Raw genomic sequence first — 23,274 nt, forward strand, 5'->3', positions numbered from 1 at the left:
AAAAATAAAAAGAGAAAGAAAAAACAGATCAATATGATCTTGTAATCATATAATCTGCTATTGCCAGAAGTATTGTCTTTGCCTCTGAATCTTCAACAACATCAAGAAGCTCTTTACCTTTTGCCACATACGACAATGCAAGATCTCTCACATAATCTATAGATCCTGCTTCTTTGAGCTGGCTAACTGCTTCATTGATCTCTTCAGTTGTAGCTTCTCCCTTTCCGAAAATCTTAAGCTTAACGCCATTGTTCAGGGCGTGTATGGCTATAAGGGTCTTCTTGCCCTCCATAAGGTCACTGCCTCTTACTTTTCCGAGTATTTCTTCGGGAGTTGTCATGTCAATGACATCATCGTAGATCTGGAATGCAATACCTATCAACCTTCCACACTCGTAGAAAGCATCAGACACTTCTTCGGGGGCACCACCAAGAATAGCACCAATTTGCATTGAAGCTGCGTAGAGTACTCCGGTTTTCTTCTCGATCATTTCGAGGTATTCTTCCTTTGTAACATCTGTACGATCTTCAAATTCCACATCCATCCACTGGCCTTCACAGATATCCCTGCATGTCTTGGAAAGTATATCTATGCATTTCAGGTTTCGTTTTGGTTCTCCTGGTGCGTGTGTGAGTATCTCAAAAGCTTTTGAGTAAAGCGTATCACCAGCAAGAATGGCTCCTGCTTCTCCCCATTTGACATGGACGGCAGGCATTCCGCGGCGTATATCATCCCTGTCCATGATATCATCATGTACCAGTGTAAAATTGTGGACTAGTTCCACAGCCACGGCAGCCGGAAGAGCGGTTTCAAGATCAGAGCCAACAGCTTCTGCTGCAAGGATCACTATTGCTGGACGAAGTCTTTTACCACCTGCGTCAGGAAGATATCTGGCTGCTTTGTAAAGTTCATACGGTTTGTCGATGGGGAGATATTCCTTTATACCCTTATCGACATGCACTGAACGGTTTTTAATCTCTTCAATCAAATCCATATGCATCCCCTATCCAAGCTAATTACTCTTCTTCGATATAGAGTTCTTCACCGTTTCTCAACAGATGGAGTGTATCTCCGAGTACATAGCCTGCATCTTCTGCCATCTGAATATATTCACTGTGCATTTGTATGGTTCCATGTGCAGGAATGACATGTTCTGGTTTAAGCATCCTGAGCAGTTCCCAGTGGTCTTCACGGTATGCATGTCCGGATACATGGACATTGTCATATATCCTGGCTCCACGCATCTTCAATTTTGTTTCAAGTGCATAGCGGTTTGCCTGTGTCATGGGGTTTGGAATGATGTTAGCTGAGAATATTATCCTGTCACCACTGTCAATCTTGAATGGTGTTTCTCCGTTTGCAATTCTTCCAAGCACCGCGCCGGGTTCCCCCTGGTGTCCTGTAACAACTGGTAGGTACTTGTTTTTACCGGCTTCCATTATCCTGCCAAATGCTTTGTCTATTTCCCTGCGGTTTCCATAAATTTCCACGTTTTTAGGCAGTTCAATGTATCCCATCTTGTGGGCAGTTGCGATGTACCTCTCCATGGACCTTCCCATGAGAACTGGAATTCTCCCCATTTCCTGTGCAAATTTCACAATTGAATTCACACGGGCTACATGTGATGCAAAGGTGGTGACGATCATACCTACATCTGATTCTTCGGTTTCAATCAGTACGTCCCTGAGCATTGAATGAGCTATCATTTCAGACGGAGCTTTTCCATTGCGTCCTGCATTTGTACTTTCTGTAATCAGTGCAATGACTCCTTCTTCGCCAAGTTCTTTAAGCCTTTCAAAGTCAGGTGCCTCTCCAAGTGTAGGTGTCCTGTCAAGTTTGAAGTCACATGCGTAAACAAGAGCACCGCTTATGGTGTGGATTACAAGGAATATAGTATCTATTATGCTGTGCTGGGTGTTGACAAACTCAATGGATATGTCCTTTGTGATATCCATGGTTTCTCCTGCGTTCATGGATACGATGTTGTTCTTAACTCCGAATTTCCTCTCTGATTCGATCTGGTGCTTAATAAGGGCTGTTGTGTATGGAGTTCCTATTATGGGAGCTGCATATCTGTGTGCAAGTTTTGGAATTGCACCGATGTGGTCAAGGTGACCGTGTGTACATACAATTGCACGCACATTGCCGTTTACCTCTTTCATAATGGTGTCATCAGGGATGGCTCCCATTTCGATAAGCTCAAGTGAGTGCATCTTGTCGGTCTCTACGTCCTCGTGTATCTGGACTCTGTCCAGGCGGAGGCCCATATCAACGATGATGATGTCATCATTGATCCTGATAGCAGTCATATTACGGCCCATTTCATTATAGCCGCCAACTGCAATTATTCCTATTTCAGTCATATATATTACTCACATATTATTAAAAATATTTTATTTAATTATTCCCTTTGATTGATGAATGTCAAACTGTCTGAAAATCAGTATTCTTTGAACGCAGAGCAAGATCTTTTACATTAAAACCACGCAGTTCAAGATATTCTCTCGTCCAGCCACTTATCACAGCAGGTGCCAGGTGTAAATCGTTCATGTTCTTGCAGCCGCAAAGGAACATTGCCACCTTTAATTCGTTAAGCATGTGCTGGATGCTGTTCACTACTTCGTCCTTCCCCTTCATTGCAGGTTCTACAAAAGGTAAAGCAGCGCTTGCAACCGAGGCTCCAAGAGCAATGGACTTTGCAATATCAAGTCCACTCCGCAGACCTCCAGTTGCTATGACTGGCAAAGATACACTACATTCAACTATGCTTGGCACGGTGGGTATGCCGAAATCCCAGAATAATTCTCCCAGTAATTCAGATTCCAGGTCTTTTCTTTCCCTGGCACGATATACTTCCACACCTGACCAGCTTGTACCTCCGACACCACCTACGTCTATTGCGGATACTCCGGCTTCTTTAAGAAGGAATGCATCTTCATGTGATATTCCTGCTCCGGTTTCTTTGATAATTACAGGTACTGCCAGTGAGCATATTTCCTTAATAACTTCCAGGGCTCCTGAAGCATCCCTGTCACCTTCCGGCTGTATTGCTTCCTGAAGGAAGTTCAGGTGAACTGCAATGGCATCGGCATCGATCATTTCGATGATCCTTTCCACGCCTTCAACACCATATTCTTGTATCTGCGCCGCACCAATGTTACCGTAAACAAAAGCTTCCGGTGCTTTATCCCTCACAACGCGGAATGATTCCTCCTGTGAAGGATCTTCAATGGCGGCTCGCTGGCTTCCAACTCCAATTCCGATCCCAAGTTCTTCTGCAGCCTCTGCTAGTGCTGCATTCACTGACGTTGTGTCGGGATGTCCGCCAGTTATGGATGCTATCATAAAAGGTGCCTTCATATCCTTTTCCAGAAAACGCAGAGACAAGTCAATGTCATCCATGTTCATCTCCGGCAGGGCTCTGTGTACCAGCATTACATCTTTAAATCCTGGTCCTACTTTCCTTGATTCTACCGGGCTTGCAGCGCATAGCTCTAGATGTTCTATTTTTCTCCTGGAAGTACTCATAATAATACCTTGTAGACACTTAGATTTATGTTGTTTTAACACCTGAGATTGCGGTGCCTATATTTTTTCCACTCAGGAAATCAGATACGTTTCCTGCATTACCTGCATTGAATATATAAGAAGTACTGTTTGACTGCTCACTAAGATTTAAAAGCTCAAGTACTTTTCCCAGCATACCGCCTGTTACATCAGTATTGGCAGAACCGCCAAGACACTCCTTAATTTTATTGAAGTTATTGTTGCTGATATTGGGTATTACTTCACTGTTACTGTCAAGCACTCCTTCTTCAGCACTTCCTATTCCAATTCTTGCTGCTTTCATCTGTATTGCTAGATATGGAACTATCTGATCGCCTGAAAGGACAGAAGTCCCAAGTTCAGTGTCCATTACCATGTCTCCATGCAAAACTGGTACAAAGTCATTAGTAAGCATTTCTTCTATTTGCTCCAGGAACATACTCTTAATTCGGCTGTTTTCAGACACTGCACATGCCATTGGATGGACTGGCAATGCATTAACTCCTGCGGAGTTAAGGGCTTCAACAACCATGGTGTTAAGTTCCCGTACGGACATATGGGTCACTATTGAGCCGATGTGGTCGAATTTTCCTGTAAGTCCGAAACGTTTAACCTGCGGATGTCCAAATGATCCGGCTCCGTGCACGATAATAAGTTTACCTTCAAAACCTGCAATCTCGCTGGCAATACGTTTAATTTCATCCTGTCTCGCAGCACCGTCATCAGCACTTTTATCGGTGATGACACTACCTCCGATCTTCAGGATGGTGATATTATTTTTATCCATTCAATGGCTCCAGTCGTACGCCTTCTTCCGTATTTTTAGTAATAATGGCTTCTCCACCTGCATCTTCAATGGCTTTTGCAATAGTCATGGCGGTGTTATCATCTGCGAGCGATATTATACATCCGCCACCACCAGCTCCGGTGATTTTGGCACATATGGCACCACTGTTGCGGGCGGCATAAACAAGGGACGAAAGCTCAGCACTTCCAACACCAATGGCATCAAGAAGTCCCTGATTCACATTCATGAGTTTTCCAATTGTCATGTAGTCTCCCTCATGAACGAATTTTTCAGCAATCATGGACATCTGTCCTATATTGAAAAGGATTGATTCTATGATGGTAGGGAATTCGCTGCGAAGGTTTGCAACATTTCCAACAAGCTCCTTTGTAGAGGAGAATTGGTTCGTGTTGCCTATCACAATGGGACACTTCAGAAGTGGAAGTTGTTTTCTTTGTGGTATCATAACAACACCGCCCATGGTGCTTACATATGTGTCTGTGGGGCTTGCATTACCCTGTACCATTTTTTCGATTTCATGCCCTGTTCTTGCAATATCTTCAAGGGAAAGGCCACATTCATATAGATGGTTCAGTGCCTGGATACTGGCAACAGTAACGGCTGCAGAGGATCCGAGTCCGGAACCGACGGGAATTTCGGATTCGATTCTGATTCTGACGCCTGTTATATCTGTTAACCGTTGCATCTTTTCAATGGCATAGGATACATACGGGTGTATCTCATAGTCTATCCCTGTGGTTCCCAGCGTTGACTCTATTAATATATCGTTGCTCTTTTCCACATGAACCTTTGTGCGAAGTTCAACAGCACAGCAAATTGCGCTTTCTCCATATACTACTGCGTGTTCACCAAAAAGGTAAATTTTTCCAGGTGCAGAACATGTAATCACAGAAATCCCCTTGATATGGTTCTTACTCTACTACAATTGCTGCATATCCGACAACTTTCGCCATGTCTCCGCTGACGTCTCCGCTGGTCGCATATTTTAGCAACGATACGTTTTTAGCACCAAATTCTTTTGTGGCTGATAACATTGCTGCAATTGGGCCGAATCCGCATGCTGATATGTTTCGCTCTTCCCTGCGCCTGTAAAATTCAGGAATGTCCATTTCAATAATGGGTTCAATGAGGTAATGGTCATTTTCTCTGGCAACATCGGCAGGTTGGTAGTGGGTAAAATCACTTGATGCAATAAATATTACTTTCTTTCCTGTAAGCTTTGCTGCCTTTGCAACTTCTTGACCTATTTCCGATGCAGTTTCTTCATCCTGAAGTCCCATGCATATTGGAAGTATTTTAAAGTCATTGTTGGATATGTGTTGCAAAAAAGGTATTTGCACCTCAATGGAATGCTCTAAATGGTGTGCATGCTCATCAGAATCTATGATGGTGCCAGCAAGAAGTTTTCCTATTTCCCTGTCGGTTTCAACAATTCCAAGAGGAGTCATCCATGTATCCTGGGACATTGCCACAGCAGATCCATAACCTGTGTGGTTTGGTCCAAACAGTACATAGGTGTCTGCTTTAGGCAATCGGGCATATGCATGTGCTGCCACTTCTCCCGAATATATGTATCCGGCATGAGGTACGACAGCACCAAGGATGGGCATCTCTGAGATAACCACATCCTTAAAGCACCTGCTAAGTTCCTTCTTAAGGCTTTTTGGATTAAGCGGATAAAATTGACCGGCAACGGTTGTTTGTCTCATACTACAATTCACCCTATATTATTATACAGGTTTTTGATATATGTAGTATGCTTCACACAAGCTGTCAGTTTCAAACTCCTGCTTCAAAGTCTTCAAGTTCGTAAGTAAACATTGAATCATTGGCCTTTGCTATCTCTCTTGCAAGTAACCAGTATACGAGGGAGAGTGCTTTTCTTCCTTTGTTGTTGGTTGGAATTACAAAATCTACATTTGATGTCATGTTGTTGGTGTCACAGAGTGCCACAACAGGTATACCGATGTTTACGGTTTCCTTGATGACCTGTGCATCACCGGTAGGGTCGGTAACAATTACCACATCAGGCTCGCAGAATAGTTCTATTTTAGGGTTTGTAAGAAGTCCTGGAATAAATCTTCCTACCATTGACTTAGCACCGATTGCTTTTGCGAACATTTTTGCAGGGAATTGGCCGTACTGTCTTGCAGATACTACAAGAATCCTCTGTGGTTCGTATTTTGAAAGAAATGCTGCTGCGAGTTTAATTCTCTCGTCGGTTGCCTGGATGTCAAGTACATAAAGACCGTCTGTTCTTACGCGGTAGACGAACTTCATCATGTTCTCTGTCTTCTGTTGTGTACCGATGTGTACGCCTGCTGCAAGGTACTCATCTATTGGGACAAGAGATGTGGTCTTTACTTCTTCACCTGCTTCTCCGGTCACTTCACTTTCGATATTAGTTTCAGTAATTGTAATTTCTTCTGTAGAATCCATAAAATCACCTAATGTTATTATTTCGTTTAACAGTAATCGGAATTACTCCGAGTTCAAATTCCTTTTTAGCAAGGGTTAATGAGTTCATGCTTGGATCATCGATCAGCACTGGAGCCCCCATTGAAATTTGCAATGCTCTTGCACCAACGATTCTAGCTTTTTCATACCTGGTATAGTGTTCTGTAGTCAAATAGATCACCTGATTAAAATCATATTGAAAATATCAATAGTCCATTTGTTGATAGCTACTCCTATTGCTTTCAAAAAGTATTCCTGTATGAATAGCCATTAATGTGGTCAATGATAACCATGATAGATATAAATGTATTCGGAATCCCTCCGAATGTGGTTGTAAACCTTTTCTGATAGTAGTGCCCTTTAATTTTATGAGGCTGCTGAGATTTGAACTCAGGTTCCGGCATGTTTTGCATAGAAGATACATCATATGTCCCGAACGCCGAAAGCTGGTTCAGGTTACTCTACAGCCCCTTACTGGTACGGGGCAAGTGTATCTACTAGCTCGACATGTGAGAGGATCATTCTTCTGCAGCAGTAGCGGATGACACCAAGGTCATCCAGAACTGCAGCAGGATCTTCTCCTTCTCCGACACGCTGTTTATATTCTTCCCAACAGTTTGAGACTACTTTTCCACAGCTGAAACATCGAACTGGTAACATATCCTTTTGCCTACCTGTATGATTTCTGATACCTGGCACGTGCGCCTGGTCCACCAAACTTCTTGGTTTCCTTCTGTCTGGAGTCGTTTACCAGGAGATTACGGTCGTATGCCATATATGAATCTCTGAGATTTGTATCACTGGTCCAGTCTACAATGCCTCTTGCAATTGCAGTCCTTACAGCACTTGCCTGGCCGATAATTCCACCGCCATTGACAATAACATCTATGTCTAATCCTTCAGCAGCATCACCTGCAAGCGCAACTGCCTCAAGGATCTTGAGTTTTGCAAACTCAGGGCTGTATATTTCCAGTGGCTTCTTGTTAATGCGCACTTTTCCGTTTCCCTTCTTCACTGTTGCACGTGCAATAGCTGTCTTCTTTTTTCCAGATGAGGTTATAACCTTAATAGCCATTATAATCTTCCTCCTTTTTAGAACTTAGCACCGAGTTTTTTACTGACATCGCCAAGTCTGAGGTATTTGTTTGAACTCAGGCGGTCCATGCTTGCCTCTTCGATCTTTACAGCTTCCTTGTCCTGGAATTCCATTGGTACTCCAATGTATACCTTAAGACTGGACATTGCGCTTTTTCCTCTTGCACGTTTGTAAGGGAGCATTCCTCTTACGGTCCTTTTAAGGATTCTGTCCGGCCTCTTAGGGAAGTATGGTCCAAACTCTGGCTTACCTCTTTTTAGGGTTTGATCATACTCTCTTAATGTAGTATATTTTGAACCGGAAATGACTGCCTTTTCAGCATTGATAATATCAATTTGTTCACCAGCAAGCAATCTCTTTGCAACAGTACTTGCAAGCCTGCCCAGAATGAGTCCTTCTGCATCGATAATCGTCATCTTTTCCACCTACTGCAAGATCTTGATTCCAGACCCCTTGGGGTTTTCTTCCAATATCTGTTCAATTGTCAGGCATTTGCCGCCAACTTCTTCGATCTTTTCCAATGCAGTTACACTGAAATTGTATGCTGCGACAGTTACTGCCTTGCTAAGTAATCCTGAACCCAGGACTTTACCTGCAATAAGGACCGTTTCACCATCTTTTGCATACCTGTTGATCTTGCTCAGGTTTACCTGTGCGTAGTTCTTGCCAGGCTTTTCTAACCTTTTGGCCACATCTTTCCAGATAGCGACTTCATTCTGACGTGCCTCTTCCTTTAGTGCTGCAATAAGCACAGACGTGCGAGGGTTTGTCTTTCTTTCGATTTTGACTTGTGTAGTCTTGCTCATATTGTTCCTCCGCAAGAGTATGTCTCACTCACGCACTATATGCGTTCGAACATCCGTAAGGTGTCAATTAAGTAAGTACATGTGAGTCTGTAGAATCAGACTGGTGTTTGAATAACATTAATAGTACATAAAGATTATGTGGATTATTCTCCGTTACTGAATACATTACTGTACACTTTGTCATATATGGGACTTATGTCACATCCAAGTTCCTTTGCAGTGAGCAGGCCAGCAACTTCAATATCAACAAGATCTTCTAGTTGTTCCTGTTTCTTATTTATGAGTGCTGTTATGTCCCTTGCACTTTTTCCGCAATTAGCAACTATCAGGGAGATTATATCTTCGATTGTAGACCTCTCCTTAAAGATAGATTCCGAGGGCTTAAAACCATGTGGTATCTCTATCTTGTCGATATCAAAATTAGGGACAAGTTCTGCCTCTTTGAATTTTAACAAACGAGCTCCTATGGCCCTGTCCCTTATTTTAGAAGCAACATCAGGTGCCATCCATTTAAGATCAAAGGAGAGTGCGAATTCAAAGTCCTTGATTGACAGTGAATTCTTGTTATTTCGTTTAAATGGAGTTGCTGCTACAAGCATCAATTCATCCATTATGAACCTCTGCGAAGCTCATCAATAATTGTATCGGCAACTCTGCCACATTCTGTTCGCTTCGGACCATCAATATGATTGATCTGGAGTACAAGCAATTCACTTTCAACAATAGCCCTTACCAGGTAAATATCGCCCCTGAATGGGACACGATTGTACTTTCCATCAAGGTAGCTGTATCTCAAGTGAACCCTGAAATCTATAATTCCCTCTTTTTCCAGAGTGTCCAGTACATAATCTACAGTATCATAATTAAGTGATGAAAAATCTATGCCATTGGTGACTACCTCAATGGCTATCTCTCTTTTAGCCTGTATACGATGTCCTCTCTGGGTAACAGATTCAGTAACGAACATGCCGAACTTCCCGTCTATGTTTGCCATCACTTTCACAAAAAAAGGAAGGTCAGAATGGTAGCGATATTTCTGTTCAAACTCCACGGTCCTGTGAGGAAATCGATGATATATTCGCTTTCGCATCATTTTAAATTGCTACCATCCTTTATTTTCTAATTTTTATAATAAATGCATGTTCACTCTATTTAAAGTTTGATGAGTTTGGCGTCGATTATTCCTTCAACTGCCCTCATCTCTTTAAGAATTGGCTCAGAAACTTCTGAATCAACATTGAGAGCCATAATGGTCGTTCCACCGATTTCAGCTCTTCCTACTTGCATCCCTGATATGTTGATGTTGTTCTTTCCAAGAACCATGCAGCAGGGTCCTATTACATTAGGTTTGTTGACATGTTTTGTTACTATCAGGTATCCTGATGGTATAACATCAACATGTTCTCCGTTGATATTGATTATTTTTCCTTTGCCACCAATGACAGTTCCTGCTATTGACACTGTTTCGTTGCCCATGCTGATCTCTACTTTAATAGTAGAGCTGAATTCTTCCGTTGTATCTGATTTGCTCTCAACGACCCCTACTTTCCTTGACTTTGCAATGGTGCCTGCATTTACGTAGTTTACAGCAGATCCAAGTGCAACCTGAAGCATGCCTTTCACTGCAGCAATAGTTACTGGTCTGGTATCTTTTTCTGCAATTTCTCCGTTATATGATATCTTTATTTGATCATAATTCTTGCCAAACAACTGTGCACATGCATCACTCATTGTTTCAGCAAGCTGGATATAAGGTGCAAGCATAGTCATTATCTCTGGTTTAACAGAAGGTATGTTGATAGCGTTCTTTGCAGTTCCGCCAGTGAGCACGGATACAACTTCTTCTGCAACTGAAACAGCCACATTGATCTGTGCTTCCTTTGTGGATGCTCCCAGGTGTGGTGTAGCTATCAGCGTCTCACAATCAAGAAGCGGACTTTCAAGAGGTGGTTCATTTACAAACACATCAATTGCAGCGCCAGCTATCTTTTTACTGTTCAATGCCTCAGCAAGTGCTTCTTCATTGATGATTCCCCCACGTGCACAATTGATGATTCTTGCATTACTTTTCATCAAAGCAAACTCTTCTGCATCGATGATGTTTCTTGTATCTTTTGTAAGAGGTGTGTGAACAGTGATGAAATCGGCCACTTTTACTATTTCATGAACTGACATCATCTTTACTCCCATTTCCTTTGCCCTTTCATCAGAAACAAAAGGATCGTACGCCAGGATCTCCATATTAAGTCCCTGTGCCCTTTTTGTCACCTCTGCACCAATGCGTCCAAGTCCTATGACACCAAGGATCTTGCCATTGACCTCAACACCCATGAACTTGTTGCGTTCCCATTTTTTGGATTTGAGTGATGCATTTGCCTGTGGCACATTCCTTGCCAGGGACATCATCATTGCAATAGTGTGTTCTGCTGCGGAGAGCATGTTTCCTTCAGGTGCGTTGACAACGATTATTCCTTTCTCTGTAGCTGCCTCTACATCCACATTATCAATACCTACCCCTGCTCTTCCAACAATTTTCATTTTGTCGGCTGCTTCTATAACCTTTCTTGTAACCTGCGTCCCGCTTCTGATTACAAGTGCGTCATATTCAGGTATCTTCTCAACGAGTTCCTCTTCGGAAAGTCCTGTAAGGACATCAACTGTGAAATGCTGTTGAAGTATTGTTAATCCCTGTTCTGATAATGGATCACTAACTAGTACTTTCATATTATATGTCTCCGCGGATAATTGCAATATAAATGATTGCGTATTGATTTTATAGTTTTAAGGACTATGGAATTGTATCATTTTCTACATATGGCCCTATGCTTCCATAATCGCTTTCAAGCTATTTTAACTTTCTTTGAAAATACACCATTTTACATATACTTGTCTCTTTAAAAACTTAAGTGCTTACATTATTATATTTAATTGTACTTGGATATGGTTTCTATCGCAAGATAAAATAGAAACATATATATAAAATACTCTATATTAGCTTTAAATACCGGTAACAATCAATTCAAACATATATATGTGCCACAAAGAAGTTTTTTTTTCCATTGCAGGGTTCTATATGAGAAAAGGCGTAAGAATACTATTGATATCAATATCGTTTGGTCTTGCATTCTGGTTTATTGATACATACATAGTACATATTCTGTTCGATGCAAACATCCTGCCGTTTTCTTCATCACAAAAGGAATTTTTCCGTAATATCTATGTTAAAATTTTTGTATTCATTGGATTCATCCTATTTGGTCTGACTATTTCGAAAATGGCTCAAAAATGTGATTGTGTTGAGGGCGAGTTACTTTCGCAACTAAGGTTTGAGAATATTGTTGCAGAGATATCCTCTCATTTCATCGGAAAGAAGTCAGAGTACATAGATGAAGGAATCCATATTTCTCTCAAGAAGATTGCTGAATTTGCGGATGCTGATCGTGGTTATCTTGTTATTTTCTCCCCTGACAAAAACCAACATGATACTATGTATCAGTGGCATGGGGAACACATAGACAATGAGTATATTGATAGTTATCCCGGTAGGGATTTCCCCTGGTGGATGGAAAAACTTTCATCTCCTGAAATAGTCCACATTTTTGATGTATCAGAGTTGCCTTCCTCTGCAGACAAGGAAAAAGAGGCGCTTGAAAAGGCAGGTATCATGTCTGTACTTTCCATACCCTTACAATCCAATGGGTGTCTGGTAGGTTTTCTGGGTTTTGACTCTTTCAGCCAGAAAAAGGTCTGGCCATCCAATTACATCAAGTTGATGCGGGTAGTCGGTGACATTTTTGTAGACAGCATAGAAAGAAAGGAAGTTGAAGAATCGATACTGGAACACAGGGAAAGGCTGGCAAGAGCGCAGTCAATTTCGCATATAGGGAGTTGGGAGATAGACCTGCGCACAAAAACACATTTCTGGTCAGAGGAAATGTATCGTATCATGGGTTTTGTTCCTGATGAAATATCCATCGATAAGAATACTTATACTGAAATTATAAACCCTGATGATTGGGAAAGGTTTAATTCCTGTGTTGAAAGGGCACTTTCGACTCCGGGATACAAATTTGACATAAAGGTAAGGGTTGTGAGAAAGAGTGGCTCCGTTTGTATTCTTCATTCTCTTGGGGAGGTGATATGGGACAATGATGGCAATCAGCTATTATTCCAGGGGACTACCCAGGATATTACTAAAATATCACTTGCTGAAGAAGAACTCCATAGAAAGAATCGTAATTTGCTTATTCTCCAGTCCACGGCTCTGATAGCTGCCAGCTCACTGGAGATGGGAGAGTTCCTGAGTGATATCCTTGAAGAAATAAATGCATATGTAGGCTGCGAATACGGCTCGATTTATTTGCTCTCTCCAAAGAACAAAAGCTTTGGGCTTTGTTCATCAAATGGCATAAAAAACGATCTGAAAAATAAAATTGATTCAATTCCTCTGGACGATCCTATATTCCAGACAATACCCAACATTCAGAACACCTGGATCACTGATAAAGTGAATGATATTCAGGGCTGTCTGGAAGGATTTATTTCAAACGAAAATGTCGGTAAGCTTGCTTTTATTCCTATTATTTCCCGGGATGATCTTGTAGGTATTATATTATTGTTCCCTAATAAACAGACCGCAATTTCCAAAGTCGACCTCAGGATACTTGGTAATGTAGGTCGTCAGATAGGAATTACCGTGGAAAACATTCGCCTTCTGGATGAAACAAGGAACGCTTATGAAGAACTGAAGTCCCTTGACAGGATGAAGGATGAATTTGTAGCTAATATTACTCATGAACTTAAAACACCTCTTATATCTATCAAAGGATACAGTGAGGTTATTTATGAAGGTCTTCTCGGAGAACTGGATGAAAAACAAAAAAAGTGCCTGAAAATAATTATTTCAAATTCTGAACGCCTGGAACGTCTGATAGAATCTCTACTTAACATGAATTCCCTAAATTTTGAAAAACACCATGTATTTTCGCCAGTTCATCTAAAAGATGTGCTCGACAATGCCATTAACAGCCTTTCCATGAGGATGGAAGAAAAGAACGTAAGGGTGAAGAAGGATTATTCCATTGATATGCATCTTGTGTACGGAAATTGTGAATTCCTTAAATATCTTTTTGTATATGTTCTTGACAATGCTATTAAATTTTCACCATCGGGTTCTGAAGTATCTATATCGGTACGCGTGGATGGAAAAAATCTCCATGCTACCGTAAGCGACCATGGAATAGGTATTCCTCAGGAATGTATGGACCGAATATTTGAAAGGTTCTATCAAATAGACGGTTCAACAACTCGTATTTATGGGGGTAACGGACTTGGTCTTTATCTTTCAAAAAACATCGTAGAACTTCATTTCGGAACGATTGAGATTGAAAGTGAGGAGGGTGCTGGTACGGATGTACACATTTATGTTCCTCTTTACAATCCTGATATTCATGAATAGGGTGAATACTATTTCGATTCGTCCTTAAACCGGAAGTACACTCTACGGTTATTCTTTCCCTTATTTTCGGCTTTGATTATTTCTATGTGAGGGATGTCTCCTGTGTTTGCAATATGAGTTCCGCCACAGGCTTGCGTATCAACGTCAGGTATGTTTACCACTCTGATTTCTTCTATTTCAGGAGGGAATGCATCTTTGAGTTTTACAAGAGAAGGAATCTGGAATGCTTCATCTCTTGGCATAATCTCAATACTCACCGGTATCTTGCGGTCTATTATTTCATTGACCTTCCCTTCGTATGATTTTATATGTTCCCTGTCAAAGTCCTCAAGATTGAAGTCCACACGGGTCTTTTCTTCCCCAAGCTGGTTGCCCGATATCTTTGCTCCGGTTTCTTTGTGTATTATGGCACTGAGTATATGGCAGGCAGTATGGTATTTCATGAAAAGATACCTTCTGTCCCAATTGACAATTCCCTTTACTTTATCTCCTGCCTTCAGTCCTGTAACTGTGACCTCATGACTGACATTGCCGTTGAACTTTGCGACATAGGTGATGGGGAATTCTGCTCCGTCTTCCCTCACAAAGATACCGGTGTCATGAGGCTGGCCACCGGAATTAGGATAGAATGCTGTTCTGTCAAGCACCACGAATTTGTCATCCTTGACACTTTCAACAGTTGCATTGAATTCATTCAGATAACAGTCATTCAGGTATAGTTCATTCATAAATACAGGTAATAGCTCTTATTAAAATTAATTTTTGCTATTTGGGATCAGTATGATTGCAAAATATCATATATTAGCTGCACCCTAAAATTATTAGGAAAATGGCTGGCAAGGGAACAAAAGATATATCGATCTATCCTCTTCTGATGGTTAATTTTATCGGCAGTATGGGACTCAGTTTAGTGTTGCCGTTCCTCATATTCCTTGTTGTAAGATTCGGTGGAAATGCGCTGATATATGGTATTATTTCCTCAATGTATCCTGTTTTCCAGTTGATTGGTTCTCCTTTGCTGGGGCGCTGGTCTGATATCTATGGCAGGAAAAAGGTTCTTTTTCTCAGTCAAGCAGGCACTCTTTTGTCATGGATCATCTTCTTCATCGCTCTCTTTGTACCGGTTGTTGCTTTGAAAAATATAAACTCAGGGATACTGGGAAGTTTTGTAATAACCATTCCTCTTCTTCTTCTCTTCATTGCAAGGGGATTTGACGGACTTACCGGAGGAAATGTTTCCGTTTCAAATGCTTATATTGCTGACATCACTGAAGATAAGGACAGAAGCAAAAATTTTGGAAAAATGTCAGTTTCCACAAATCTTGGTTTTATAGTGGGGCCGTCGCTTGCCGGACTTCTCAGTGTGACAATATATGGTGAAGCTCTTCCTGTGCTTGCAGCCATTCTGATATCACTGGCAGGTACTATAATGATAGTTCTCTATGTTCCCGAATCTCGTAGATGTGTTTCAAAGAGCAAAGTTCCGAAACACTTCTCAACAATGGCTGATAAGCCGGGTGGATGTGTTGACTCCACACCTTTGCAAAAGCAGAAGTTCAGGGATGTGATGAAACTGAAGCACATACCTTATATGTTCCTGATATATTTCCTCATCTTCCTTGGTTTTAATACATTCTATACGGCTTTTCCTGTACATGCAGCAAACGATCTCCAGTGGAGTATTGCAGAATTAGGTTTCTTTTTTTCTTTCCTGAGTATCCTGCTTGTGATCGTTGAAGGTCCGGTACTTTCTTACGTTTCCAAAAGATTCTCTGATCCGTTTCTTATTATCTCAGGGAGCCTGATACTTGGAAGCAATTTTGTATTGCTGGCTTTTGGTAGCACACTTCTTACTTATGTTGCAGCAATCTTTTTCGCAGTTGGCAATGGTTTTATGTGGCCTTCTATTCAGTCAATTCTGTCAAAACTTGCAGGGAAGGATAATCAGGGACTTATTCAGGGAGTTTCAGGTAGTTTTATGAGCATCGCCAGTATTCTCGGGCTTATTGGTGGTGGTTTTATCTATGAACTTATGGGGAGGGGAGCATTCATAGTATCTGCCCTTATCATCTATATTGTGTTTGTACTGGCCCTGCATCTTCGTTCTTTTGATCTCTCAGGTGAATAAGACTGCTACATGCCTGACAAAATACTATCATTTGAGCATATACTTCACGTCATAACTACTTGAGGGGTAGGCATACACGGCTTCTCTTACCTGTTCCGCTGTGAGTCCTGTGTTAATTGCCAGGGTGTAAAGATTGATGATATCTTCGGCATTAGGTCCGATCAAATGAGCTCCAACGATTCTTTCCGTCCCTTTTTCGATAATTATCTTGGATGCAGCATGTTCAATATTTGTTTTTCTGGCAGAGTAGAACTTGCTCATATCAGTGTATATTATCCGGTGTTTATCAGTAGCATCCTTTTCCATCAGTCCGATAGAGGCTAGTGTGGGTATGGTAAATACAGCAGAGGCAATTTTTGTGTAATCTGCCGTATGCTTATTTCCGTCCAGTATATTGGATGCAACCACATGTGCCTGGAGGCTGGCGGTGGGGGTAAGTGCAGGTCCTGGCAGAATACAGTCTCCTGCTGCATAAACAGCTGGATTGGAGATGCTTTGCAGATATTCGTTGACTGCAATGCCACCATGCTCTATCTCAACTCCTCCATTTTCAGGTTCAAGGCCCTGTATAGCAGGAACTCTACCAAGCCCATGTACGATCATGTCACATTTATGGATTATTTTTTCCTGCTTTTTGCCGTCAAGTATTGTAAGTTCAAGATCTCCATCTTTTTTATCTATTCCTTGTAATTCCTGTCCTGTTATAATACTGATTCCTGCTTTCTCAGATGCATCTACCAGCATGTTTACAAGGTCCCTGTCAAATGTTTTAAGAAGATTCTCTCCCCTGTGGATAATTGTAACATCAGCGCCCGCTCTTGCAGCTATATGCGCAAATTCAAATGAAATATATCCGCCACCTGCAAAAATGATCTTATTCGGTAGTTCTTTGAGATCAAGGAACTCATCGCTTGTGGTGAGATATTCAGCTCCGGGTATGTCTATTGTTTTTGATGTTGCACCAACGGTGATTAGGATGTATTTTGCAGATATGAGTCTGTCTCCCACAGCCAGTGTATTGTGGTCATGGAAACTGACTTTGCCGTGGTAAGTATCTATTCCAGCACTAATGAATGCATTTTCTTTAGGATCTGTCAGTGAATACACAATTTCATCTTTAAAATCAATAAGTGACGGCCAGTCCAGATGATTACGGCATTTTGAACCCTTACCTTTCATTCTGTTTCCTGCATCTATAATTTCTGCAGCACCACTAAGTATCTTTTTAGGGATACATCCATGAAATGCGCATATTCCTCCATACTTATCCTTATCGGCAATAGCAACTTTCATTCCTGCTTTTTTGAGTTTGTATGCAAGTGAAGAGCCTGCAACTCCAGTACCTATTACAAAAGCATCATAATATGTGTCCATTGATTTTACTCCCGTGACTGGTTTGATAAGAATTGGTTTGTATGACTTATAAATTACCTTTTCGATCTATATGTTCTTGAAATAGAACTATGCAGTAAGCAAAAAACCAGTTGATTACGTAAAAAGTAAGAACAAATTGTTGTTAGGCATAAGAAGGGATTTCATCTGGCTTAATGGTAATAATCTGACTGATGGATATGTGTGAGTAGCGTCGCTCTGTGATCTCAAGCGTCAGAACTCCATCACTGCATGCTTTTACGTTTCCCCTGAAAGTAAGGATTCCTCCACAGTAAACAGAAACGTCTTTTCTCATCAGATGCTCAACGATAAACGATTGCATTTCTATCTCCGTCCATTATGAATTATTCCTATCTTTATTGAAGACTGTTCAATTAATATATGTATTGGTTGATGTTTTCTTATTTTATACTGAGCCTCAAATAGTTCCTCGTTCCAAAAGAGTGAAATAGTTTCCAAACGACAATAGTCCAAATCCCATCTACCTATCAAAGTGGTGTATACCAATGGCTGATAAAAGGAAAAAGCGAGGTTTTTTTGATGATATCTTTAGTGAAGGTAATTTCAACGATATTGAAGACATCATAGAGCACATGATGGAGAGATTTGGCTTCAACCTCGATGATTTTGAGAAACAGCCTTTCTTCTATGGATTCTCTGTGTCCGGCCATCCCGGCGAGGAACCTGAGATCAGGGAGTTTGGAAACATTTTTTCCGATGATGATGAAGATGATGATTTTGAGTCTGTGATACAGCAGGTCGGGGCAAATGAAAGAAAGCCTCTAATAGATGTGTTTGAAATTGACGATAAGGTGCACGTAATGGCTGAGTTTTGTGGTGTGGAAAAGGATGATATAAAGCTGGATGTTACCGAGACGCAACTTGAACTGAAGGCAGAGAATGAGAAAACGTCCTTTTCAGAAATTATTGAACTTCCTTCAAGTGTGGATCCGGATACAGCTAAAGCAGCTTATATCAATGGTGTTCTTGAAATTATAATGGATGCGAAAAAGTTGGGTGTAGCCCGTTCAGTTCATATCGAATAATCTTTGTATCCATCCTTTTTTTTAGTTGTTTTGTTGGATATGTTTGCCCTACCAACATGTATATATGTATGACATATAATCTATATTTTGTATTGCAGAGTAATTGACTGGGGAGTAAAAATGTCTGCTGATTCAGAAGTTAAGGATTGTAAATACAGCATGTTACCAGAGGTGCTGCAGGATATTCAGTTTGATTTACTTTCCAGACTGGATTTTGGTATAATCTGTCTGGATAAGGACGATAAAGTTATCCATTTAAACAAAGTATTCCGGGATCTTATAGGAATTATGGATGATGCGGCTATAGGCAGGGGTTTAAATGACCTTTCATCAACCTTGTTTAAAAATCCCTCTTCTTTTTTTAATCAGCTACTCTTTGCTAAACAACAGAGCAATTTTGAAAGACAGGGCCTTTTAAAAATAGTAAGCAATAATGGTTGTCTGAAGTACTTTTCCTGTGATTTTGTTCCATATTTTGATAACGGGACAGTTTCTAATGGAACGTTATGTCTTCTAAAAGACGAGACCGTTAAAACAGTTTGTTCGAATAGATACTTTGTCAACGATTGTGAACTGAATACCTCTCATCTTCCATTTGTATCCTTCTTGTGGAAGGGAGATGATGTCTGGTCTGTAGAATATGTTTCAGATAATATTGTCCAGTTTGGTTATGATCCGGAAGAGTTCATATCTGGAACACTCTCATATTCAGATATTATACATCCTGATTGTCTCAGTAATCTCATGAATGAAGTTAATGTGTTCAATGGATCCAATTTCTCGCAAGAATACATGATTTTAACTGCTCACGGTGAGCCTCGATGGGTTCTTGAAAGGTCCTATGCCATTCGTGATGATAACAATAATATAACTCACTTCCATGGTGCTATTCTTGACATTAATGACAGGAAAAAAGTTGAACATGAATTAAAATTCGTACACAGTCTGGAAAAATCCCTATCTAGATTATGGGAGAAAGCCATTTCATGCAGTGATGTAAATTCACTGATGAATTATACCGTGAAACTGGTTGCAAAAACTCTTGACATGAAATATTGCAGCATAATGGAAAAGCTTCCAGGAGATAATTTTCTTCTAAGGTATGGGCATGGATTTTCGGACTGGTGTATAGGTTCAGCCATCGTTGACAAAAATGAAGGTTCTCAGGCAGGTTTTACTATATTTTCCGGCAAACCGCTCATCATGGAAGATATTGAAAATGAAACCCGCTTTAAAACACCTCACTTTCTTTATGAGCATGGTGTTGTAAGCGGAGCAAGTGTTATTATTGGAAGCCGGAAAGAACCATTTGGAACATTATGTGTGTATACGGACAAAAAAAGACATTTCACAGAACCTGATATCAGCTTCCTTCAATCGGCTTCAAATGTTCTTACAGAAACGTTACGATTGCGGGAATCATTCAGCTCTCTTGAGTTATACAAAAATCTGATAAACCAGTCTAATGACTATATCATGGTTCTGGATACAGTATCCAAAAAATTCATTTATACAAGTGCCAGGGTGATTCAGGATATTGGTTACTCTGAATCTGAAATAAAGGCTCAGAATATCTTTGAGAAACATTTTTTTATGAAATCATTCGATATACTTGATGTTATCAGAAAAGCAGCTGATGAAGGTTCTTTTCTGGTGGAGTCTGAATTCACCCGAAAGAATGGGACTTCTTTCCCGGTGGATATTAGTTTTTCATTTGTGGAAAATAAAGGTAAAATCTACCTGGTGTTGATCGGTCACGATATTACTGAAAAGAAGAAATCTCATAAAAGACTCAGCGAGTCCGAAACAAAATTGAGTGCTATCTTTGACAACGCTAGTGATCTGATATGTCTTTCTGATGTGGATGGTACTATTTTACAGATTAACAGAACCATGGCAAATATTTTGGGATATCAGGGTCATGAGTTGCCAGGGCTATCTATTGAAGATATCGTTGCTCCGGATTTTTGTTTAGATATACCACAACTTCTTGATGAAATAAAGATTGATGGGCTTATTACTATAGAACTTGATTTATTGAAGAAGAATGGTGATGTTTTTCCTATGGAGGTAAAAGTCCAGTCGATAGAATATAGTGGTCAAAAGCATCTTCTTTCAATAGGTCGTGATATAAGTGATAGGAGAGTACTGGAAAAAGCAATAAGGGACTATTCTGAGCAGTTGGAGTACTCCAATGAAATTAAAAGCATTTTCGCTGATGTTACGAGTCATGATCTTGTAAGTTCTATTTCTTTTATAGAAGGGTTTGCAGAATATCTGTCTGAAATTGAAGATGACAGGGAGAAGATAAATATTCTTTATCATATCAGGGATGGTACTGATAAGTTAAGGAAAACAATAGATTGTGCTTCAGTTTTCGCGAGAATGAGCAGTTCTGCAGATATGGATCTGCAAACATTGGACCTTGGAGCATTTTTCCGTGAGTCTCTTAAAAGGCTCTCCAATGAAATGGTTGCTGGCGACATAAAAGTAACATTGGTCTCTCCCTCATGCTATCCTGCTTATATAAATCCTATAATAGAGGAAGTATTTTTCAATCTGTTATCCAATGCCATAAAATATTCACCCCCTGGTTCTGAGGTGATTGTGGATATAGTTAAAATTGAAGACAAGTGGAAGGTCAGTGTTTCTGATTTTGGTCCGGGCATATCCGATAAGGATAAATCAAGGATATTTGACCGGTTTAGCCGTGTATCCGCTTCTGGTGTAAATGGAAAAGGTCTTGGACTTGCAATAGCCAAAATGGCATTGAAATGTCATGGTGAAGAGCTTCATGTTACTGATAATGAAAATGGTAAAGGTAGCACATTCTGGTTTAATGTACGTGTTTCTAATGAGTTCGAAACTTTTCAATGAAAACTTTAATTAAGAACCATAATTATAGATTTAGGTTCAGACTCAGTTAGTTTTTTCTGTGCATATTGTCACAAAAGGGAATTGTCATGCATACAATTACCACAAGTAATATATAGTTGCCAAAAAATTACTTTCTGGTCTTAGAGGTATATCGAATGGTCAAAAAAACAATTCATGAAATCAACGGTAGAATAAGAGATGGAAGTGTCAATGTAGTTACTGCCGAAGAAATGGTTCACATCGTCGGTGAACTGGGTGCGGAAGGCGCTGCAAAGGAAGTTGATGTAGTAACTACCGGTACTTTCGGTGCAATGTGTTCATCAGGTGTCTGGTTGAACTTCGGTCATTCGGAACCACCTATTAAGATGCAGAAGGTATTCTTGAACGATGTTGAGGCTTACACGGGTGTTGCGGCTGTTGATGCTTTCATCGGAGCTACTCAATTATCCGAATCATTGGGTATGGAATATGGCGGTGCTCATGTCATAGAGGACCTGATAAGGGGAAAATCTATCCACCTTCATGCAACATCTCACGGAACTGACTGTTATCCGCGAAAAGTGCTTGATACCACTCTATCCCTTGAAGACATGAATCAGGCCATAATGATGAATCCTCGCAATGCATATCAAAAATACAATGCTGCGACCAATGGTACTAAAAATACGATACACACTTACATGGGCTCTTTACTCCCTTCATTTGGAAACGTCACCTATTCAGGTGCCGGTGTGCTCTCACCGCTTTCCAACGATCCCGATTACATGACCATCGGTGCTGGAACGAGGATATTTCTGGGAGGTACCCAGGGATATATAGTAGGCCAAGGAACCCAACACTCTTCCGGTGGTGGTTTTGGTACTCTTATGGTTCAGGGGGATCTCAAACACATGAGTCCTGATTATATAAGAGCTGCAAATTTCACCGGTTACGGTACTTCTCTTTATGTTGGAATGGGTGTTCCAATCCCAATTCTTAACGAACAGATAGCACAGGCCACTGCTGTTACTGATGCAGGGGTCACGACAAAAATATTGGACTATGGTATTCCAAGCAGGGACAGGGCTGCAGTACGTGACGTGACATATGAGGAATTGCGCAGCGGTTCTGTTGATATCAACGGACGTGATGTGCCTACATCTTCTCTTTCAAGTTTCAAGAAATCAAGATTAATTGCATCTGAGCTGAAGGAATGGATCACCAGGGGCGATTTCTTTGTGTCAATGCCTGTTGAAAGGCTTCCAAAGGATATATCTGCAAAACCGATGAAGCAGACAGAAGGCATAGCTCTTGTTTCAGATATCATGGCAGTCAGTGTTGTAACAATTGCTAAGGATGCAAGCGTTTACGATGCTGCAAAGACTATAATGGAGACTGCTTTCAATCATCTTCCTGTTGTCAATGCTGACAATGCCCTTGTTGGTGTTGTTACTGCATGGGATATCTCAAAGGCTGTTTCCCAGAATAAGTTCGACCTTGTTGAAGATATAATGACTCGGAAGGTCATAACCGCCATTGCTGATGAAAGGGTGGCGGTTGTCGCAAGAAGGATGGACCAGGATTCAGTTTCCGCAATGCCTGTGATAAATAAGGAAAGGCATATCATAGGTATGATAACAAGTGATGATATCAGCAAACTATATGCTAGGAGGTCATGAAC

Annotated in this window: 23 protein-coding genes; 5 read left to right on the plus strand and 18 right to left on the minus strand. The window is 40.7% G+C overall.

The features are described 5' to 3' along the window. Nucleotides 1–28: 28 nt before the first annotated feature. From QZZ23_RS07570 to serA, 15 genes are all read right to left on the minus strand, one after another. Nucleotides 29–994: a polyprenyl synthetase family protein gene (locus tag QZZ23_RS07570; protein WP_292468446.1), complete on the minus strand. Its 966-nt coding sequence runs from the start codon at nt 992–994 to the stop codon at nt 29–31. Between the two features lie 22 nt (nt 995–1,016). Next, nucleotides 1,017–2,363: an RNase J family beta-CASP ribonuclease gene (locus tag QZZ23_RS07575; protein ID WP_292468449.1), complete on the minus strand. Its 1,347-nt coding sequence runs from the start codon at nt 2,361–2,363 to the stop codon at nt 1,017–1,019. Between the two features lie 61 nt (nt 2,364–2,424). Next, nucleotides 2,425–3,534, minus strand: a complete 1,110-nt coding sequence (gene fni, locus QZZ23_RS07580) for a type 2 isopentenyl-diphosphate Delta-isomerase (RefSeq protein ID WP_292468518.1) — start codon at nt 3,532–3,534, stop codon at nt 2,425–2,427. 19 nt (nt 3,535–3,553) lie between these two features. Further along, nucleotides 3,554–4,333 carry an isopentenyl phosphate kinase gene (locus QZZ23_RS07585; protein ID WP_292468451.1) on the minus strand — a complete coding sequence of 260 codons (780 nt, stop codon included), beginning with the start codon at nt 4,331–4,333 and terminating at the stop codon, nt 3,554–3,556. Continuing rightward, a complete protein-coding gene (locus QZZ23_RS07590; RefSeq protein ID WP_292468453.1) occupies nt 4,326–5,243 on the minus strand; it encodes a mevalonate kinase in 918 nt (305 codons plus the stop codon). Before QZZ23_RS07590 ends, QZZ23_RS07585 begins: the two co-directional genes overlap by 8 nt. A 22-nt stretch (nt 5,244–5,265) precedes the next feature. Then, complete coding sequence (locus QZZ23_RS07595) at nt 5,266–6,063, minus strand: MEMO1 family protein (RefSeq protein ID WP_292468455.1); 798 nt, start codon at nt 6,061–6,063, stop codon at nt 5,266–5,268. Nucleotides 6,064–6,133: 70 nt separating this feature from the next. Further along, a complete protein-coding gene (gene rpsB, locus QZZ23_RS07600) occupies nt 6,134–6,793 on the minus strand; it encodes a 30S ribosomal protein S2 (protein WP_292468458.1) in 660 nt (219 codons plus the stop codon). Between the two features lie 4 nt (nt 6,794–6,797). Further along, nucleotides 6,798–6,983, minus strand: coding sequence for a DNA-directed RNA polymerase subunit K (locus QZZ23_RS07605; protein WP_292468461.1), 186 nt, complete (start codon nt 6,981–6,983; stop codon nt 6,798–6,800). 299 nt (nt 6,984–7,282) lie between these two features. Further along, the gene (locus tag QZZ23_RS07610; RefSeq protein WP_292468464.1) at nt 7,283–7,471 is read right to left on the minus strand and encodes a DNA-directed RNA polymerase subunit N; all 189 of its coding nucleotides are present in this window, start codon (nt 7,469–7,471) and stop codon (nt 7,283–7,285) included. 10 nt (nt 7,472–7,481) lie between these two features. Next, nucleotides 7,482–7,886 carry a 30S ribosomal protein S9 gene (locus QZZ23_RS07615; protein ID WP_292468467.1) on the minus strand — a complete coding sequence of 135 codons (405 nt, stop codon included), beginning with the start codon at nt 7,884–7,886 and terminating at the stop codon, nt 7,482–7,484. A gap of 17 nt (nt 7,887–7,903) precedes the next feature. Beyond that, entirely contained in the window at nt 7,904–8,323 is a 420-nt protein-coding gene (locus tag QZZ23_RS07620; protein ID WP_292468470.1) for a 50S ribosomal protein L13, read from the minus strand. Between the two features lie 9 nt (nt 8,324–8,332). Continuing rightward, a complete protein-coding gene (locus tag QZZ23_RS07625) occupies nt 8,333–8,713 on the minus strand; it encodes a 50S ribosomal protein L18e (protein WP_292468473.1) in 381 nt (126 codons plus the stop codon). Nucleotides 8,714–8,856: 143 nt separating this feature from the next. Next, nucleotides 8,857–9,324 (minus strand): DUF2240 family protein, encoded by a 468-nt coding sequence (locus QZZ23_RS07630; protein WP_292468475.1) that lies wholly within the window; start codon nt 9,322–9,324, stop codon nt 8,857–8,859. Beyond that, entirely contained in the window at nt 9,324–9,803 is a 480-nt protein-coding gene (locus QZZ23_RS07635) for a hypothetical protein (RefSeq protein WP_292468477.1), read from the minus strand. The genes QZZ23_RS07630 and QZZ23_RS07635 overlap by 1 nt, the downstream gene beginning before the upstream one ends. 62 nt (nt 9,804–9,865) lie before the next feature. Then, nucleotides 9,866–11,437, minus strand: a complete 1,572-nt coding sequence (serA, locus tag QZZ23_RS07640) for a phosphoglycerate dehydrogenase (protein ID WP_292468479.1) — start codon at nt 11,435–11,437, stop codon at nt 9,866–9,868. A 349-nt stretch (nt 11,438–11,786) separates the two neighbouring features. On the opposite strand from serA, the gene QZZ23_RS07645 reads away from it, so the two are divergent. Then, nucleotides 11,787–14,171, plus strand: coding sequence for an ATP-binding protein (locus QZZ23_RS07645; protein ID WP_292468481.1), 2,385 nt, complete (start codon nt 11,787–11,789; stop codon nt 14,169–14,171). 8 nt (nt 14,172–14,179) lie between these two features. On the opposite strand, the gene alaXM is transcribed toward QZZ23_RS07645, so the two are convergent. Then, nucleotides 14,180–14,899, minus strand: coding sequence for an alanyl-tRNA editing protein AlaXM (gene alaXM / locus QZZ23_RS07650; RefSeq protein WP_292468483.1), 720 nt, complete (start codon nt 14,897–14,899; stop codon nt 14,180–14,182). A gap of 101 nt (nt 14,900–15,000) precedes the next feature. Between alaXM and QZZ23_RS07655 the strand changes: the two genes are divergently transcribed. Further along, complete coding sequence (locus QZZ23_RS07655; protein ID WP_292468486.1) at nt 15,001–16,299, plus strand: MFS transporter; 1,299 nt, start codon at nt 15,001–15,003, stop codon at nt 16,297–16,299. Between the two features lie 27 nt (nt 16,300–16,326). On the opposite strand, the gene QZZ23_RS07660 is transcribed toward QZZ23_RS07655, so the two are convergent. Both QZZ23_RS07660 and QZZ23_RS07665 read right to left on the minus strand, forming a co-directional pair. After that, the gene (locus QZZ23_RS07660) at nt 16,327–17,673 is read right to left on the minus strand and encodes an NAD(P)/FAD-dependent oxidoreductase (protein WP_292468488.1); all 1,347 of its coding nucleotides are present in this window, start codon (nt 17,671–17,673) and stop codon (nt 16,327–16,329) included. 142 nt (nt 17,674–17,815) lie between these two features. After that, nucleotides 17,816–18,013 (minus strand): MM0924 family protein, encoded by a 198-nt coding sequence (locus QZZ23_RS07665; RefSeq protein ID WP_292468490.1) that lies wholly within the window; start codon nt 18,011–18,013, stop codon nt 17,816–17,818. Between the two features lie 184 nt (nt 18,014–18,197). Here QZZ23_RS07665 and hsp20 point away from each other — a divergent pair, with 184 nt between their 5' ends. The 3 genes from hsp20 (at nt 18,198) to QZZ23_RS07680 (ending at nt 23,272) form a co-directional block, all read left to right on the plus strand. Further along, the gene (hsp20, locus tag QZZ23_RS07670) at nt 18,198–18,737 is read left to right on the plus strand and encodes an archaeal heat shock protein Hsp20 (RefSeq protein ID WP_292468494.1); all 540 of its coding nucleotides are present in this window, start codon (nt 18,198–18,200) and stop codon (nt 18,735–18,737) included. 120 nt (nt 18,738–18,857) lie between these two features. After that, entirely contained in the window at nt 18,858–21,614 is a 2,757-nt protein-coding gene (locus QZZ23_RS07675; RefSeq protein WP_292468497.1) for a PAS domain S-box protein, read from the plus strand. Between the two features lie 155 nt (nt 21,615–21,769). Continuing rightward, on the plus strand, nt 21,770–23,272 hold the full coding sequence (locus QZZ23_RS07680) for a homocysteine biosynthesis protein (RefSeq protein ID WP_292468499.1): 1,503 nt from the start codon (nt 21,770–21,772) through the stop codon (nt 23,270–23,272). The last annotated feature ends 2 nt before the right edge of the window (nt 23,273–23,274 follow it).

It is taken from the genome of Methanolobus sp., assembly GCF_016278385.1.
GTDB lineage: Archaea > Halobacteriota > Methanosarcinia > Methanosarcinales > Methanosarcinaceae > Methanolobus.